Origin of the sequence: Acinetobacter sp. AS167 (assembly GCF_037152175.1) — a bacterium.
Classification (GTDB): domain Bacteria; phylum Pseudomonadota; class Gammaproteobacteria; order Pseudomonadales; family Moraxellaceae; genus Acinetobacter.
Genome location: NZ_JBBCMP010000014.1, coordinates 13,461 through 27,166 on the forward strand (window position 1 = coordinate 13,461; position 13,706 = coordinate 27,166).

Below are 13,706 nucleotides of genomic sequence, written 5' to 3' on the forward strand. Positions count from 1 at the left end.
AAAGCGAGTGAGAGAAGATTAAATTTAAGGAAAAAAACAATGAAATTTACCACAGAGCATGAAGCACTACGCCGTACTACACGTCAGTTTGTTGAGACTGAACTCAATCCTTATATTCCGACATGGGAAGCTGAAGGGCGATTTCCTATTCATGATGTGTTTAAAAAACTGTCGGATTTAGGTTTGCTGGGGATTTGTAAGCCTGAAGAAAATGGCGGATTAGGCTTAGATTATTCTTATAACCTTGTGGTTGCAGAAGAGTTAGGACGGGCCGCCTGTGGTGGAGTACCTTTGGCGATTGGTGTGCAAACGGATATGGCAACACCAGCTTTGGCCCGCTTTGGTAGTCAAGAATTACGAGATGAATTTTTAACACCTGCAATTGCGGGTGAATATGTTGCTTCGATTGCTGTATCGGAAGTACATGCAGGATCAGATGTCGCAGCCATCAAAACAACCGCAAAAAAACAGGGTGATGATTATGTGATTAATGGCAGCAAAATGTGGATTACCAATTCACTTCAAGCTGACTTTTTTTGCTTATTGGCCAATACCTCTGATGATAAACCGCATGTCAATAAGTCTATGATTATTGTTCCGGCAAAATCCGCTGGCATCTCTTTCTCTGAACCACTTAATAAATTGGGAATGCGTTCAACCACGACAGCAGAAGTCTATTTTGACAATGTTCGTGTACCACAACGCTACTTGGTGGGTACAGAAGGTATGGGCTTTATGATGCAAATGATGCAGTTCCAAGAAGAACGAATGTGGGCGGCTGCCAATGCAATTGGTGGTTTGGAAAATGTGATTCAACAAACCATTCAATATACCAAAGAACGAAGCACCTTTGGACAACCGTTGATTAATAACCAATATGTACATTTCCGTTTTGCTGAGTTGATGACCGAAGTGGAAGCTTTACGTGCCTTAACCTATCGTGCTTGTGAAATTCACATTGACGGTGGAAATGCAACAGAAATTGCCTCTATGGCAAAACTTAAAGCAGGTCGTTTAACTAGAGAAGTTGCAGACAGTTGCTTACAGTTTTGGGGTGGAAATGGTTTTATGTGGGATAACCCCGCTTCTCAGCTGTATCGTGATGGTCGTTTAGGTTCGATTGGGGGTGGTGCAGATGAAATTATGCTTGGAATTATTTGTAAGTTGATGGACATTCTTCCATCTAAGCGTAAATAACAAGGAGAATAAATATGGCACTTTCGCAATCTCTGACAACACAACAGTTTGATCGCAGCATTGAGCTTGAGCAAGAAGGCAGTATTTTAACCTTATGGCTCAACCGACCTGAGAGTCGCAATGCAATGAGTTTGAATATGGTCAAAGCGATTCAACAAGTGTTTAAAACGATCCAAGATGATATCTCCATTCGTGCAGTCATTTTACGTGGCAAAGATGGACATTTCTGTGCAGGTGGTGACATTAAAGATATGGCTCAACTGCGTGGTGAGGCCATCAATATTGGTTCTAATCAGCCTTATGTTGATTTCAATCGTCAATTTGGACATATGCTGGAGCAAGTGGATCAAGTACCACAAACTGTTGTCGCGGTTTTAGAAGGTGCGGTGTTGGGTGGTGGTTTTGGCTTGGCATGTGTTTCAGATATTGCAATTAGTCTTGCCGATGCCAAATTTGGTTTACCTGAAACAGGATTAGGGGTTATTCCCGCCCAGATTGCCCCATTTGTGGTAAAGCGAATTGGCTTAACTCAAGCGCGTCGTTTGGCTTTACTTGGTGCACGTTTTGAGGGGCATACCGCATTGAAGGTTGGTGTTGTACATGAAGTGGTTGAGAATGAAAAAGCACTGGAAGTTTTATTGATCGAAACCATTCAGCAGATTAAACGTACTGCCCCACAAGCATCTCGTGTAACTAAAGCTCTATTGCACCGTACTTTAAATGAAGCTTTGACGCCTTTATTGGATGATGCCGCACAGCAATTTGCCAATGCTGTGGGGGGGGAAGAAGGTATAGAAGGCACAATGGCCTTTATCCAAAAGCGTCATCCAAATTGGTTTGATGCATAAGTGTGATACTGCTGATCAGTGATCTTGATTGGGATCGGTGTGATTCAACCAAGATAATCAAGTGAATATAAAACTAAAAATAGGGAAAACGAGAATGGCATTTTCAAAAATATTGGTGGCGAATCGTGGTGAAATTGCTGTTCGCGTGATGAAAACAGCAAAAGCAATGGGCTATCAGACCGTGGCTGTCTATTCAGATGCAGATCGTCATGCGCGTCATGTACAGCTTGCAGATGAGGCTGTATATATTGGTGCTTCAAAAGTTTCAGCGTCTTATTTATCTATTCAGAATATTATCGATGCATGTAAAAAAACGGGAGCTGATGCTGTTCATCCCGGTTATGGCTTCCTTTCTGAAAATACCGATTTTGCAGCAGCTTGTAAGAAAAATGGAATTACCTTTATTGGCCCCCCTGCACCAGCAATTGAATTGATGGGCAGTAAACGACTGTCAAAAATTGCCATGATTCAGGCGGGTGTACCATGTGTGCCGGGCTATGAAGGTGATCAGCAAGATATAGAGTATTTAGAACAACAAGCCAATAAAATTGGTTATCCACTGATGGTCAAAGCTTCAGCAGGTGGTGGTGGGCGCGGTATGCGTCTGGTACAGCAATCTGCTGATATTGTTGAAGCCTTAAAAACAGCGCGTTCTGAAGCAGAAAATGCCTTTGGTTCAGGTGAGCTGATTCTTGAAAAAGCTGTGATTGCTCCACGCCATGTTGAGATACAGGTGTTTGGCGATACCCATGGCAATTATGTGTATTTATTTGAGCGTGATTGTTCGATTCAGCGTCGTCATCAAAAAGTGGTTGAGGAAGCCCCGTGTCCAGTGATGACTGAAAGCTTACGCCAACAAATGGGTGAGGCTGCTGTTGCAGCAGCGAAATCATGTGATTATGTCGGTGCAGGAACGGTGGAGTTTTTATTGGATCAATCAGGTGAGTTTTATTTCCTCGAAATGAATACACGTTTGCAAGTCGAGCATCCAGTAACGGAACTGATCACAGGGTTAGATTTGGTGGAATGGCAACTGCGTGTGGCCAATGGTGAAACCTTGCCCTTACAACAGTCTGAATTGACCTTGTCAGGACATGCAATAGAAGTTCGCTTATATGCAGAAGACCCCCGCCAAGATTTCTTGCCACAGACTGGTCAAATACAGCGCTGGCAAGCTGCTGATTTACCCAATGTTCGAATTGATCATGGTTTGTTGCAACAGGATGAAATTAGTCCGTTTTACGACCCAATGGTGGCAAAAGTCATTGCATATGGTCAAACCCGTCAGGATGCCATTCGGCTCTTGGCGCGTGCTGTAGATGATTGTGTATTGTTGGGGGTGAATAGTAATAAGCAGTTTTTAGTGAATTTATTAAGACACCCTATTATTGTTAAAGGAGACACCAATACTGCCTTTATTCAAGAACATTTCCAAACAGATGGCAGCTTACATAAACAAGCTTTGGGCTTAGAACACCTAGCTATTGCTGCGGCACTGTTGACCAATGCTTCCAGTCAAAGCAGTTGGAATACCGGAATTGCGTTATCTTTACCTTTAAAACTCAAGCATGATGATCAGTTATTACAGCTTTTGGTGAAACGTGATCAAAACCAAGTGAGCGTTGAAATTTGTGGGCAGACACTTGGGATCAGCATTGTCGAACAGCAAGCAGAAAAATTCATTTATGAGGTGGATGGTGTACGCCGTTCGATTGACTATGTCTTAGATGGAAATCAGCTGTATTTAGATGCGGTAAATGGCAATATCAGCATTGAAAATACCACCTATGCAGCACCTGAAACTTCCGATGTCGCAGGCGATGGTAACATTCGTGCACCAATGGATGGTGCGATTATCAATATCTTGGTAAATGCGGGTGATACGGTGACTAAAGGTCAAACTTTGTTGATTTTAGAAGCGATGAAGATTCAGCAACAGATTAAGTCTGATGTTGATGGGGTCGTTAATGAGATTATTGGGCAAGTTGGACAACAGGTAAAGAAACGTCAGTTGGTATTGAATATTCAGGCTTGATTGATCAGATCAAGTGCATTGTATAGTGACTTAAAAACTTCAATATTCTCGTGTATTGGAGTTTTTTGATTGCGGAAAATAATAAAGCATATACTTGCTTGACAGCTTTTTAGTCTATTGCTATTTTTCGGCAATTCTTCTCAATATACGATCCACATGCCGATTGATGATGGCTTTGTTTATCAGCCTCCTTTAGATCCACTTGACATTATTTTTGAAGATAATGACTTTGTTGCCATCAATAAACCCGCAGGGTTACTTTCAGTTCCGGGGCGTTTGCCTGAACATCATGACAGCGCTTATTTTCGAGTATTGGCAATATATCCAAATGCCAAAATTACCCATCGTTTGGATATGGCAACCTCGGGCATTCTGTTGTTCGCCAAACATCGTGATGCGGAAGTTGCAGCAAGTAAAATGTTTCAAGCGAGAACTGTTAAAAAAAATTATATTGCTTTGGTGCAAGGGCAAATCAATAGCAATGGTCGTGTGGATGTGCCTTTGATTACCGATTGGGAAAATCGTCCACGCCAGATCGTGCATTTTGAGTTAGGCAAACCCGCTCAAACTTTATTTGAATCTGTAAGCTATGATGCTGAAAAGGATGTAAGTCGAGTACTACTTACACCGATTACAGGACGTTCTCATCAATTACGGGTGCATATGCAACATATTGGGCATCCGATTATGCGCGATAAGCTTTACCATCCTACACCGTTTAACACCGATTTAGCGCGTATGGCATTACATGCAAGCTATTTGTCTTTTATGCAGCCTTTTAATAATCTACTGGTTGAGATTGTATCTGAGCCTGAGTTTTAGCATTTCGCTAAATCAAAAAAGCCTGCAAAATTGCAGGCTTTGATCATTGATAGGGTGATTAAACTTGGTTGTTAACATCATCATGTTTTGTTTCACGAATGGCCAAGAATGCTAACAGTGAAAGAATGGATGCTGCTGTCAAGTAGTAACCCACCGCTTGTAAGCCATATTTGGTTGCAAGTTCAGTTGCGATCAGAGGTGCAAAAGATGCGCCTAAAATACCTGCCAAGTTAAAGGTTAATGCAGAGCCTGTATAACGTACAGAAATTGGGAAAATCTCAGACAAGACTGTACCAATTGGACCGTATGTCATTCCCATCAATGCTAAACCTACACATAAGAACAAGAATACAATCACGGTACTGCCAGACTCAAGCATGCTAGCAAATACTAAACCAAAAAGTGCAGAGGCAATACATACCCCAATAGAGGTTGCTTTACGCCCAAACTTCTCAGCAAATACAGCAGAAAGCGGAATAAACGCAGCAAAACACAGTGTTGCGACCAGTTGCATCTCTAAGAATTCTGCACGTGAGTAACCCAGTTGTTTGGTTCCCCAGTTGAGTGCAAATACTGTTGTGAGATAGAACACCACGAATGTACACACAGCAGCAATTGTGCCGAGGAAGAGCATTTTATAATGTTTGGTCACAACTTCTTTAAATGGAACATTAACTTCTTTTTGTTTGTCTAATACTTTTTGGAACGCTGGGGTTTCATGCAATTTTAAGCGAATATATAAACCCACAATCACCAATGCAGCACTTGCAAGGAATGGAATACGCCAGCCCCATTGCATAAAGTCTGCTTCAGACATCAATGCGCCAAGACCAAGGAATGAACCCGTTGCCAAGATAAAACCGATCGGTGCGCCCAGTTGTGGGAACATCCCATACCAAGCACGTTTGCCTTCAGGTGCATTTTCGGTTGCAAGCAGGACTGCGCCAGACCATTCACCACCAAGACCTAAGCCTTGACCTAAACGACAAAGTGCAAGTAATAGCGGTGCAACGATACCAATCTGTGCATAGGTTGGAAGTAGACCAATACACACTGTTGAAACACCCATGGTCAATAAAGCCGCGACGAGGGTTGCTTTACGACCAATACGATCACCTAAGTGACCAAAGATTGCTGCGCCAATAGGGCGGGCAATAAATGCGATGGCAAATGTTGCGAGTGATTGAATTGTTGCCGTCATCGGATCTGTACTTGCAGGGAAGAACAAATGCGGAAAAATGAGGACTGCAGCAGTTGCATAGATATAAAAATCGAAGAATTCGATTGTTGTACCCACAAGACTTGCGAAAAGCACACGAGTCTTTGAATTTGTTTGAATTTCTGGAGTAGCAGTAGATAATGACGCCATGGTGAACCTTACACTTTTAAAAGTAAAACGAGTCTTTAAAGCGTAATCTTTTTAAAAAAGGCGTAATTTCTTAAAAAAACAACGAGATCAACCCAAATTCACTCCATCAGGGTCACTGAATTTTGAGTGTCTATGAATTAAATGACGTAAAGATAGATTGCAAGGAAATGTGATCCTGCACCGACCAAAACAAATATATGCCAAATAGCATGAGTGTATCTTACTCTTTTTAAGGCATAAAACAATGCGCCTATTGTATATGCTAAACCACCAATGACCAATAATTTTAATGCTTCTGGTTTTAAATACTGTTGCATATCATCCATTACAAGCACGGCAAGCCAACCCATGACCAAATAAGCAATCAGTGAAATTTTTTCAAAACGATGAATGAATATTAACTTGAATAGTGTTCCAATGGCCGCGATGACCCAAAGTGCAATCAATAAATAATGTGCTTTTGCAGTTGGGATGGCAATTGCTAAAAAGGGGGTATAGGTTCCTGCAATTAAATAATAAATCGCGGTATGATCCAGCTTTTTATACCATTGGCGTTTTTTTTCATCGACAGAAAAATGATAAATCGCTGAACTGGAAAACAGTAGAATCATACTTAGACCATAGACAAGCAATCCAAAAAATTGCCATCCATGTAGATAGTTGCCTTTAATCAGCATCAAAAAAGTCGCTATCGCAGCCAAAATCGCACCAAATGCATGACTCAATGCATTAATACGTTCTTCTTGTGGTGCATAGATGTGAATCAATTTATCTGTCGACATTGGACCTTATTATCCTAAAAATACAACTGTATAGTAATGGAGTTTTACCTTTAAAGTAAGACGTCTTAAAATAGGTAACTTAATTAATACGAGTTTTGATTATGTCCAATGTGGCAAGCTTATCTGTTCAGGAACAACAATTTTTTGATAGCGTACAGCAAGCTATTGATAATCAAAGCTTAGATCGTTTGATTTTAAGTCAGTATAAAGGAGAATTGGTTGATTTAGAGAAAATGACCTTTCGCGTCATTCAGCTACAGAATGAAACGGTTCTAAGCTGTCTATATCGATATAAAACCAATGATATTACTAAAAACTATCCACTTACCCATGCGTTAACCACTATTCAGGGGCTGGCTGAGGATTGTAAACAAGCCAATTTATTTACCGATGAGGCTGAAACGCAGCTGAAGAAAAATAAAAAGAAAGCCTTGCTGACCGTCAGTAAAAATAAGCTGGATAAAACCACTAAAAACCAACAACAAGGGCATGATCGTACAAAACATCGTTTTGTCGACCAAGAAAGCTATTTTCTCCAACCGCTCGGCATTACCGATGCCAATGCACAAATTATTCCAAGCATGGCACGTAAGTGGAAGCAGATTAACAAATTTGTTGAAATCTTTTCAGGTGCTTTAGTGCATATTCAACAGTCAGAGACTTTAGTGCATGATGGAAAAACCAAAGAGCAGGCTTTAAAAATTGTCGATTTTGGTTCAGGAAAAGGCTATTTAACGTTTGCTTTATATGATTATTTGGCAAAACAACATCAAACCCCATTTGTAACGGGTGTTGAGCTGAATGACAAAATGGTGAAATTTTGCCAAGAGGTTGCGCAAAAGTCCGATTTTAATCAATTGGATTTTTTCCAAGGTGATGTGAGAACGTATCATCCATCCCATTTGGATATTATGATCGCCTTACATGCGTGTGATGTTGCAACAGATTTTGCGATACATACAGGTATCCGTTTAAACGCTCAAATGATTATGTGTGCACCATGTTGCCATAAAGAATTACGCCCACAATTGAACAGTCCGCAAGTGCTACAACCAATGTTGCAATTCGGTATTCATGCAGGACAACAAGCTGAAATGCTGACAGATACCATGCGAGCTCTGTTGCTGAAAGCATATGGTTATGAAACCAAAGTCTTTGAATTTGTGGCATTAGAACATACCAGTAAAAACAAAATGATTTTGGCAACCAAGCGTAAAGATTTCACTGCACCTGATCAAACAGTCTTAGATCAAATTCGTGCTTTAAAAGAGATGTATGGGATTCAAAAACAATCCTTAGAATTATTATTGAATGATCAGTGGGACCAGCAAGACATTGGCGCTAAGTGCTAGCGCGTTGTGAGGAGAGAACGCAGGTTTAACTGCTTTCTCTCTTGGTACCATTTAGATAAATTATTTTATTGCTGATTCATTTCATCAAGCTCAGCTTCGCTTGAGCCCGTGGTTTTTTGAGAGATCGTATCTGGAAAATATTGCGGATCATCCATTTCTGGAATCAATTGTTCACCCATTTTATGAATCAAGATACTGGTTTTTAATGTTTCTGTTGGGGCTTTAATCAGTAGTTCTGTCAAAAAGTCTGTTGCTTTAGCTGCAAATTGCGCATCACTTTCTTTGTTACCACGTTCAGGCATTTGAACATTGTCTAAATTAAGCACAGGGACTTTGCAGGTTAACGGTACTTGAAAACTTTGACTATTTTCAATAATTTTACCATCCTGTTTACAGCTCTGATATGCAGCACTTTGAGCTTTCATTTGGCGTTCAAATGCTGGCGCAACAATTTTAAAATCGTTGGCATTAAATTGTTCTTTAAGTATTTCCTTCATCTTTTCAGATGCAGTGGCTTGTTTTTCGCCACTTTCATCGCGGTTTTTTTTAGCTTCAGCTTCTGAGATACCTGCAATTGCGGCACTCATTTTTAAATTAAGCTGATCTTGATTTGGGTCTTGAGAAAATAATCCAATCATGCTTTTTGTGATAATATTCACACGATCTAGCTCGGATGTTTTTGCATAAATACTTTGAGTCGTCAGTAAAATTGCGCTATAAATAAATACTTTAAATTTATGATTTAGAAACATAATTATTCTACAAGTTTAGTTAAGTTGGTGGAAGTGAGCGTATTGTCACTGTGCATTACATTAGCATAATTGCAAGAATGAAGGATCAATTTCTCAACCATTAGGATTTAAATAATGAGCCAATTTGTCATTCAATCTGGGCCGTGGAGCCAGCTTCAACATGATGCGAAATTGATTCGAAGCATGGTTTTTATCGAAGAACAAAACATCAGTGAAGCAGATGAATGGGATGAGCAGGATGCCATTTCATTGCATTTTGTTGTATATGCGCAAGATCAAGCCATTGCTACAGCGCGGTTATTGGAAAATAACAGTATTGGTCGAGTTGCTGTGTTGCAACAATATCGAGGTGAGGGGATTGGTAAACTGCTCATGCAACAGATTATTCAAGTTGCAAAACAGCAAAATAGAGCATTTCTTCAATTATCTGCTCAAGTCTATGCAATACGCTTTTATGAAAACTTAGGCTTTCAGGTACAAGGTGAAGAATATTTAGATTGTGAGATTCCACATATCGATATGGGATTAAGTTTAAAAAATGAATGAATTGTAATAAACCAACATTGAAATAAGCCAAGATTGAAATAAACCAAGAGAATCGATTTGCCCATGCTCAGTATAAAAACCCCGTTAATACAATCTTTAGTTTTAAGCCAACTGAATCAATGTCAGGTGTGGTTAAAAATGGAAGCCTTACAACCGTCGGCATCATTTAAACAACGAAGTATTAGCCATGCCTGTCAGAAATATTTTGAACAAGGTGCCCAGCGTTTTATCAGTTCATCGGGTGGCAATGCAGGCTTAGCTGTTGCTTATACAGGTCGACAACTGGGTGTTCCAGTGACCGTCGTTGTTCCTGAAACCACAGCACAACGTGCGAGAGAATTAATTGCCCAGCAAGGGGCAGAGGTTATTGTACATGGCGCTTCATGGACTGAAGCCAATGCTTTAGCGCAGTCCTTATTAACACAGCATGATGTATTTATTCATCCTTTTGATCATCCACTGTTATGGGAAGGTATTATCCCGATGATTGATGAAGTCATTGCAGAAGGGGTTACTCCAGATGCAGTGGTCTTATCTGTGGGTGGCGGAAGTTTACTTTCAGGTGTTGCAGCAGGATTAAAGAAACATGGTTTAGCCCATATTCCAATTTATGCGGTTGAAACCCAAGGTACAGCATCCTTACATGCTTCGATTGTCGCTAAGCAACATGTTGAATTGGATCAAGTGAGTGGTATAGCAACAACACTTGCAGCAAAAAAAGTTTGTCAAAATGCATTTGAAGTGGGCCAAGAACTTGAAGTTCGTAGTTTGGTAGTTTCAGATCAAGACACTGTAGATGCTTGTTTAAAATTTGTGGATGATCATCGTATTTTGGTTGAGCCGGCATGTGGTGCAACGTTATCAGTGCTTTATGATCAGACGATTCAATTTAAACCCGCTGATCAGGTCTTGGTGATTGTATGTGGTGGCGCAGGGATTACCCTAGAAACACTACAAGCATTCAATGGATAGATCGGATTGAATAGATAATCAATGATTATAATCTATTGATCCTTTAGCAAGTCTTTTCGATTTAGAGGATGGTGAGATGATTCAAGTTATACTTTTTGATTTAGATCAAACCTTACTTGATCGCACCTCCTCCCTAAAGGCTTTTTTAAATTGGCAGGTAAATTTCTTCGAGCTGGTTGAGATACAACAGAAACCACAATTTATTCGGCGCTTTATGGAGCTGGATAACAATGGTTCTGTATGGAAAGATCAGGTGTATGCTCAACTTATTCAAGAGTTTCAAATATCTAACTATTCGACACAAGCGCTATTAGAGAATTATATTCTAGACTTTAATAAATTTTGTCGAAGCTTTAGCAATGTTGATCTGGTTATTTATAGCTTATTTAAGGCAAATTTTTCTCTTGGATTAATTTCTAATGGAAAGACACCTTTTCAGGAAGATAATTTCAAAGCCTTAGGTTTAAGTGAGTATTTTTCGAGTGTGATTGTGTCAGAAGCTGTTGGACTGCGAAAGCCTCATCCAGAAATTTTCCAATTGGCATGTCAGCAGCTCGGTGTTATTCCTCAGCACTGCATTTTTGTTGGCGATCATGAGATAGCAGACATTCGCGGTGCAAAAGCGTTGGGTATGAAAACGATCTTATTTGATCCTCAACAAAAAGAAACATCGACACAGGCCGATCATCGTGTAAAGTCTTTTCAAGACATACTTAGTATTTTAAAAATAAAATGAAAAGATTATATAAGCACGGCATGGTAAAGTTTCAGGTTTTATTTTTATTTGGAGTTGTATCTCAATTCAGTGTATTTGCACAAGCCGAAACAGATAAACAACAACCGTTAGCCTATGAGTTGCAGGTAGAAACAAAGCCAAAAACTTATGATCCAGCGACACAGTCACGGATTCGGGTCTATCGAAAGGGTGCGACAAAAACTTTAATTCAACATTCATTTGATTGTGCAGGAAGAAAAGCTGGGATACGGGATTACTTAAGTGGAAATGGTGCATTATCTGCGCTAAAAGCGTATGCCAGAATCACCTTTAATATCGAAGAAGGGATGCCTCGTAGTGCGATTCAGAAAGAAGCTGAAAGCAATGCTATGCGAACTTACCAACTGATCTCTTATAAAGAGTTTATTTTAAATGCAGACCAACCTGTGAATTTATATGGTTTTGTATTTGGAGCGACTGATTCATCTCGGACAAAAGCACAAGTTTTTGATCAATGTGTGGATGCTGTTGCTTCGTTCAGACCACAGGCTGGACACGATTATGAAATTTTAGGTAAATATCAAAATAACCAATGCCAATTTCAAGTATTTGATCTCAAAACCAATGATCAAATCCCTATTTCTGACAAACTTTATACTTGCCCTGAAAAGTCATGGAAGTTTTGGAAAAAGGATCAGTAAATGAAAAGTGCAATACTCGGTATTTTTTTGATGATGGGTCTTATTGTGCCCAATTTGACCTGGGCATCTTATCTCAATAAATGTCTCTTAACGGTTAAAGTCTTAGAAGAAACCTCAACCATGACGATGGCAATCAATGGGCCACAAGGTGAGTTTGAAAAAAGTAAATTGACGATGTATATCAAAATATTAAAAGCTGAAAAGAATGGAAGAGCTGACAGTGGATGTCAATCACTGGTCAATCAACGCATGCGGATTACGATTGAACAGCCACCTTTGATCAGTTTAGTCAAAGGGCAAGTTGTACAAGTAGAAAGCATCACTCAGGATGCTTTTCCACAAGAAAGATATGTCACGCAATACAAGCTAAAAAACTAATTTGTGGGGAACTTCGCTTTTAGCCTTTGTGTGTGTTGCTCCAGTCTTCTATAGCTTTTTGTCCGCTTTCTAAGCCAACTTCATAGGTATATTGCAATTTGCGTTTATCTTTACATAAACGGCCTGCTAACTTTTTATTGTCAGGTGGGCAGATTTCCAAAATTCTTTGTTGAGTATTTTGGCGGATAAAATCGACTGTTTGGTTATAACGAGTACAACGGTTTTTCAGACTATCTGCAAAGCCAGTATGTTGATTAAGCAAATATTTTGCAAAGAATTGATCTGCTTTACTGCTCGCTTTAAAGTAATTTTGTGTACGCGTACGAATCACCAAGAGATTTTGAATATTTGCTTGTTGCGCTGCCCATTGAACAGGGAGGGCATCTGCGACACCACCATCAAAATAAGGCTCTCCAAAGATTTCTACAGCCTGTCGTGTTAGATAGGGAATAGAACTAGAAGCACGTAAGCCATCAATAATATTGTCTTTCCCAGCACGTAAATATTCAGGATAACCTGTACGAGCATGAGTCAACACCATATAAAAGTCAGGATTTTGACTAAATAAGGCCTGTCGATCTAGAGGATTCTCTTTCTCGACAATATTCCACATCCACTGCATATCCAGTAAATCCCCACCTTTAAAAAAGCGAGCATAACGAATAAATTCAGGTCGAAGCGAGTGGTCTAAATAGAGTTCGATATTGCGACCTTGTTGTCGAGCAAGGTAATTGGCGAGATTTGTTGAACCAGAAGACACTCCAACAAAAAGATCAAAAGGGTTAAAATTTTGTTGTAGGAAAGCGTCAAGTACACCGCAGGTAAAAGCCCCACGCATACCGCCACCCTCTACGACAAGCGCATTACGTGAATCATTGATCATAGATTGTTTAGTTCGCATGTTCTGGCTGAGCTGAGGTGTGTGGCATGTTTTTCATTTCATCATTCGACATTTGCTGTGTGTCATGTGAAGGTGCTGTATCGCTATTCTCAGTCTGAGGCTTCGCTATCTGCTTATTTTGCTGACTCGGCATATAATCTGGTTCATTGGTTACAGCCATATAGAAGAATACAAGGAATAGACAGCTAAAGATTGTTGCGAAAATCACGGCTTTAGATTTCCACAACGGTTTTCTGGGAGACTTAACATCGTTCATAGGAAAATTCCTAAAAGAATGAAATGTGTAGCTATTTTATAACATAAAGCAGTAGTAAAGTTGGCATTGCTATAAAAGAC

15 protein-coding genes are annotated in these 13,706 nt (G+C 39.9%); 10 read left to right on the forward strand and 5 right to left on the reverse strand.

The genetic code is table 11. The features are described 5' to 3' along the window. The first annotated feature begins 39 nt into the window (after positions 1-39). The 4 genes from WFN33_RS17515 to WFN33_RS17530 all read left to right on the forward strand — a co-directional run bounded on the left by WFN33_RS17515 (position 40) and on the right by WFN33_RS17530 (position 4,902). Positions 40-1,197, forward strand: coding sequence for an acyl-CoA dehydrogenase family protein (locus WFN33_RS17515; protein ID WP_336954305.1), 1,158 nt, complete (start codon positions 40-42; stop codon positions 1,195-1,197). A gap of 14 nt (positions 1,198-1,211) precedes the next feature. After that, positions 1,212-2,045 carry an enoyl-CoA hydratase/isomerase family protein gene (locus WFN33_RS17520; RefSeq protein ID WP_336954307.1) on the forward strand — a complete coding sequence of 278 codons (834 nt, stop codon included), beginning with the start codon at positions 1,212-1,214 and terminating at the stop codon, positions 2,043-2,045. A gap of 94 nt (positions 2,046-2,139) precedes the next feature. Further along, complete coding sequence (locus WFN33_RS17525) at positions 2,140-4,080, forward strand: acetyl/propionyl/methylcrotonyl-CoA carboxylase subunit alpha (protein ID WP_336954308.1); 1,941 nt, start codon at positions 2,140-2,142, stop codon at positions 4,078-4,080. Positions 4,081-4,236: 156 nt separating this feature from the next. Continuing rightward, positions 4,237-4,902 carry an RluA family pseudouridine synthase gene (locus tag WFN33_RS17530; RefSeq protein WP_336954310.1) on the forward strand — a complete coding sequence of 222 codons (666 nt, stop codon included), beginning with the start codon at positions 4,237-4,239 and terminating at the stop codon, positions 4,900-4,902. 58 nt (positions 4,903-4,960) lie between these two features. Here WFN33_RS17530 and WFN33_RS17535 read toward each other — a convergent pair whose 3' ends face one another. Together WFN33_RS17535 and trhA are read right to left on the reverse strand one after the other, a co-directional pair. Continuing rightward, on the reverse strand, positions 4,961-6,271 hold the full coding sequence (locus WFN33_RS17535; RefSeq protein WP_004817867.1) for an MFS transporter: 1,311 nt from the start codon (positions 6,269-6,271) through the stop codon (positions 4,961-4,963). A 137-nt stretch (positions 6,272-6,408) separates the two neighbouring features. Continuing rightward, positions 6,409-7,053, reverse strand: coding sequence for a PAQR family membrane homeostasis protein TrhA (gene trhA, locus WFN33_RS17540; RefSeq protein ID WP_336954311.1), 645 nt, complete (start codon positions 7,051-7,053; stop codon positions 6,409-6,411). 101 nt (positions 7,054-7,154) lie between these two features. Here trhA and WFN33_RS17545 point away from each other — a divergent pair, with 101 nt between their 5' ends. Next, positions 7,155-8,405: a class I SAM-dependent methyltransferase gene (locus tag WFN33_RS17545; RefSeq protein ID WP_336954312.1), complete on the forward strand. Its 1,251-nt coding sequence runs from the start codon at positions 7,155-7,157 to the stop codon at positions 8,403-8,405. Between the two features lie 65 nt (positions 8,406-8,470). On the opposite strand, the gene WFN33_RS17550 is transcribed toward WFN33_RS17545, so the two are convergent. After that, positions 8,471-9,157 (reverse strand): hypothetical protein, encoded by a 687-nt coding sequence (locus WFN33_RS17550; RefSeq protein WP_336954314.1) that lies wholly within the window; start codon positions 9,155-9,157, stop codon positions 8,471-8,473. 114 nt (positions 9,158-9,271) lie between these two features. On the opposite strand from WFN33_RS17550, the gene WFN33_RS17555 reads away from it, so the two are divergent. The 5 genes from WFN33_RS17555 to WFN33_RS17575 all read left to right on the forward strand — a co-directional run bounded on the left by WFN33_RS17555 (position 9,272) and on the right by WFN33_RS17575 (position 12,469). Further along, a complete protein-coding gene (locus WFN33_RS17555; protein WP_336954315.1) occupies positions 9,272-9,703 on the forward strand; it encodes a GNAT family N-acetyltransferase in 432 nt (143 codons plus the stop codon). Between the two features lie 63 nt (positions 9,704-9,766). After that, on the forward strand, positions 9,767-10,675 hold the full coding sequence (locus WFN33_RS17560; protein ID WP_336954317.1) for a pyridoxal-phosphate dependent enzyme: 909 nt from the start codon (positions 9,767-9,769) through the stop codon (positions 10,673-10,675). Between the two features lie 76 nt (positions 10,676-10,751). After that, positions 10,752-11,411, forward strand: a complete 660-nt coding sequence (locus WFN33_RS17565; RefSeq protein ID WP_336954318.1) for an HAD family hydrolase — start codon at positions 10,752-10,754, stop codon at positions 11,409-11,411. Then, complete coding sequence (locus WFN33_RS17570) at positions 11,408-12,091, forward strand: hypothetical protein (RefSeq protein ID WP_336954319.1); 684 nt, start codon at positions 11,408-11,410, stop codon at positions 12,089-12,091. Before WFN33_RS17565 ends, WFN33_RS17570 begins: the two co-directional genes overlap by 4 nt. Next, positions 12,092-12,469: a hypothetical protein gene (locus WFN33_RS17575; protein WP_336954320.1), complete on the forward strand. Its 378-nt coding sequence runs from the start codon at positions 12,092-12,094 to the stop codon at positions 12,467-12,469. It abuts the gene before it with no gap. 19 nt (positions 12,470-12,488) lie between these two features. Here the strand turns inward: WFN33_RS17575 and WFN33_RS17580 are convergent, their stop codons facing one another. Together WFN33_RS17580 and WFN33_RS17585 are read right to left on the reverse strand one after the other, a co-directional pair. Continuing rightward, positions 12,489-13,352, reverse strand: coding sequence for a patatin-like phospholipase family protein (locus WFN33_RS17580; RefSeq protein ID WP_336954396.1), 864 nt, complete (start codon positions 13,350-13,352; stop codon positions 12,489-12,491). Positions 13,353-13,359: 7 nt separating this feature from the next. After that, entirely contained in the window at positions 13,360-13,626 is a 267-nt protein-coding gene (locus tag WFN33_RS17585) for a hypothetical protein (protein ID WP_336954321.1), read from the reverse strand. Positions 13,627-13,706 lie beyond the last annotated feature (80 nt).

Coding starts and splice junctions, on each gene's coding strand:
- WFN33_RS17585 (WP_336954321.1), bottom strand. CDS start 13,626: ATGAACGATGTTAAGTCTCCCAGAAAACCGTTGTGGAAATCTAAAGCC.
- WFN33_RS17560 (WP_336954317.1), top strand. CDS start 9,767: ATGCTCAGTATAAAAACCCCGTTAATACAATCTTTAGTTTTAAGCCAA.
- WFN33_RS17550 (WP_336954314.1), bottom strand. CDS start 9,157: ATGTTTCTAAATCATAAATTTAAAGTATTTATTTATAGCGCAATTTTA.
- WFN33_RS17525 (WP_336954308.1), top strand. CDS start 2,140: ATGGCATTTTCAAAAATATTGGTGGCGAATCGTGGTGAAATTGCTGTT.
- WFN33_RS17565 (WP_336954318.1), top strand. CDS start 10,752: ATGATTCAAGTTATACTTTTTGATTTAGATCAAACCTTACTTGATCGC.
- trhA (WP_336954311.1), bottom strand. CDS start 7,053: ATGTCGACAGATAAATTGATTCACATCTATGCACCACAAGAAGAACGT.
- WFN33_RS17535 (WP_004817867.1), bottom strand. CDS start 6,271: ATGGCGTCATTATCTACTGCTACTCCAGAAATTCAAACAAATTCAAAG.
- WFN33_RS17530 (WP_336954310.1), top strand. CDS start 4,237: ATGCCGATTGATGATGGCTTTGTTTATCAGCCTCCTTTAGATCCACTT.
- WFN33_RS17580 (WP_336954396.1), bottom strand. CDS start 13,352: ATGATCAATGATTCACGTAATGCGCTTGTCGTAGAGGGTGGCGGTATG.
- WFN33_RS17515 (WP_336954305.1), top strand. CDS start 40: ATGAAATTTACCACAGAGCATGAAGCACTACGCCGTACTACACGTCAG.
- WFN33_RS17570 (WP_336954319.1), top strand. CDS start 11,408: ATGAAAAGATTATATAAGCACGGCATGGTAAAGTTTCAGGTTTTATTT.
- WFN33_RS17545 (WP_336954312.1), top strand. CDS start 7,155: ATGTCCAATGTGGCAAGCTTATCTGTTCAGGAACAACAATTTTTTGAT.
- WFN33_RS17555 (WP_336954315.1), top strand. CDS start 9,272: ATGAGCCAATTTGTCATTCAATCTGGGCCGTGGAGCCAGCTTCAACAT.
- WFN33_RS17575 (WP_336954320.1), top strand. CDS start 12,092: ATGAAAAGTGCAATACTCGGTATTTTTTTGATGATGGGTCTTATTGTG.
- WFN33_RS17520 (WP_336954307.1), top strand. CDS start 1,212: ATGGCACTTTCGCAATCTCTGACAACACAACAGTTTGATCGCAGCATT.